Source organism: Mesorhizobium silamurunense, from assembly GCF_014843825.1.
Taxonomy (GTDB): Bacteria; Pseudomonadota; Alphaproteobacteria; order Rhizobiales; family Rhizobiaceae; genus Mesorhizobium; species Mesorhizobium silamurunense.
Window position 1 is genome coordinate 1 of the sequence record NZ_JHQR01000316.1, and the last position, 1,669, is coordinate 1,669.

At 59.7% G+C, this 1,669-nt stretch carries 3 protein-coding genes; 1 reads left to right on the forward strand and 2 read right to left on the reverse strand.

Annotated features, from left to right (window positions below; translation table 11 throughout):
- Positions 1-6 precede the first annotated feature (6 nt).
- Positions 7-222: a hypothetical protein gene (locus tag DH10_RS30965; protein ID WP_192385692.1), complete on the reverse strand. Its 216-nt coding sequence runs from the start codon at positions 220-222 to the stop codon at positions 7-9.
- A 302-nt stretch (positions 223-524) separates the two neighbouring features.
- Here DH10_RS30965 and DH10_RS30970 point away from each other — a divergent pair, with 302 nt between their 5' ends.
- On the forward strand, positions 525-788 hold the full coding sequence (locus DH10_RS30970) for a hypothetical protein (protein WP_192249476.1): 264 nt from the start codon (positions 525-527) through the stop codon (positions 786-788).
- 220 nt (positions 789-1,008) lie between these two features.
- Here DH10_RS30970 and DH10_RS30975 read toward each other — a convergent pair.
- On the reverse strand, positions 1,009-1,669 hold a 661-nt coding region (locus DH10_RS30975), incomplete at its 5' end, for a thermonuclease family protein (protein WP_192385693.1).

Here is a 1,669-nt window from a genome sequence, read left to right on the forward strand (position 1 = left end):
ACCGGATTAGATCAAAGGGGCAAGGTCAGGCACAGCCAATTCCGCTCTCGCAAGATCGAGCATCGTCAAGATCCCGCAATCCGGCCTGAACGGTGTATCGAAGATCATAGAAAACCAGACGACCGCGATCGCGACCCTGTTCGTACAGTCAACCTCGCCGATCAACGCCTTGCGGTTCAGCAACAACACCGGCGGCAACCTGACCGGCGGGTCGATCACCATCTTTGGGCGCTAGCAAAACATCGGAGGAAAACTCGCCGGGCGAGGAACCCCTTTTACCTCAAGCCCGGCGAAAGTACTTCCTGATCCCCCGATCAGGTCCGGTGGGAGGACACCGGCAATCTCTTCCATGCAAGACAGGTGCCAGCATTTTGGTCCCGAAGTGAGACAGGGCACGCGCCGCCGTCTGCCTTGAACAAAAGCCGGCCCGAATCCAGAGCCGCGTTAACCAGTCGGCGCAAACCTTTCAGCGCACCGCTTTCGCTCGTGCTAATCTAATTAATAGGGAGCGGGGTATAGTCAAAATGCCGGTCATCTGTGCTGGCTGCACGAGGCTGATTAGTTCGAAGACGCCAAAATGCCCGCAATGCGGTCATCACGGCGCGTTGCCGGAATCTCAAATTCTCTCTCAGCCGACATTCGGAAGAAGCATTGAGAAGCAACTTCAGTCCCAGCGGATCGAGAGGCTTTTTCTTGCGACGGTTCTCGGTGTCTTCAGCGCCGCAATGTTCACGACGCTGATTTTCGTTTTCCACCATTTCACGGCAGCATTCGTCATCGGCCCGTAGCCTTATCGACGAGGCGTTTCTTTCTCGCCGGCAGCACGTGGCTGGGCGCATCGGCCTTCCAACTACGCCGGCTCAAGCACTCCGATAGAGTGCTTGCGCATCCTCAAGACGACGCCGCAAACAGCGTCATGACGAGAAACGCCATCGCGGCGCTGACCATGAACGACAACACACAGAACGCGCTGGGGACGTAAACAAACGGCTTCCATAGTCAAACCCCTTAACAAAGGCTCTCACAGGGAATTCCGTCCTTGTCGCGGTCGAGCTTCCCGCCCCATGAGCAATTCTGCAGATACCAATTGGCCTCATCGCAGGAGCTGATCTGGGAACAGGTCCGGCGAGGCTCGCAGGAATAGCCGCTCTGCGCGACCTGCCGGCGGCTTATGATGCCAAGCGGCTGGCTTGATGGCGGCGCGTTGTCGGCATGCTCTACGCGCCATTCCCAAGGCGCCTGGAAGGCACCGACCCATATGCCAAGCTTTGCCGCCTCCGCCTGCGCCTGCTGCTCTGCATAGGCGCCGTGGCTGTAGCGGGGCCAGTCGAGCGCTTGACCATGCTCGACCATCCAAGCGGCCACGCTGGCGCCGTCTGCACGCCTGCAGTCGCCAACGAAGCGATGATAGCGGTCCCAGGTCACGAACGTGCACTGTACCGGCCTCGATGCAGCCAGGAACGCATCCAGCGCTTCGGCCGATCGCCGGCCGCAGGGGTATTCGAAGCCCTTGGCGTCGTCGCAATATTGCTTGCTCTCCGGGGCGTCGATGCCGTTGAAGCGGATGCGCTGGCCGTGGATCTCGATCGTGTCGCCGTCGACCACCGATGCGACGCCAGCGATCGACGCCGGCTTCGGGCCTAGTGGTTCTCGCCTGACATAAGAGTCC

Coding starts and splice junctions, on each gene's coding strand:
- DH10_RS30970 (WP_192249476.1), top strand. CDS start 525: ATGCCGGTCATCTGTGCTGGCTGCACGAGGCTGATTAGTTCGAAGACG.
- DH10_RS30965 (WP_192385692.1), bottom strand. CDS start 222: ATGGTGATCGACCCGCCGGTCAGGTTGCCGCCGGTGTTGTTGCTGAAC.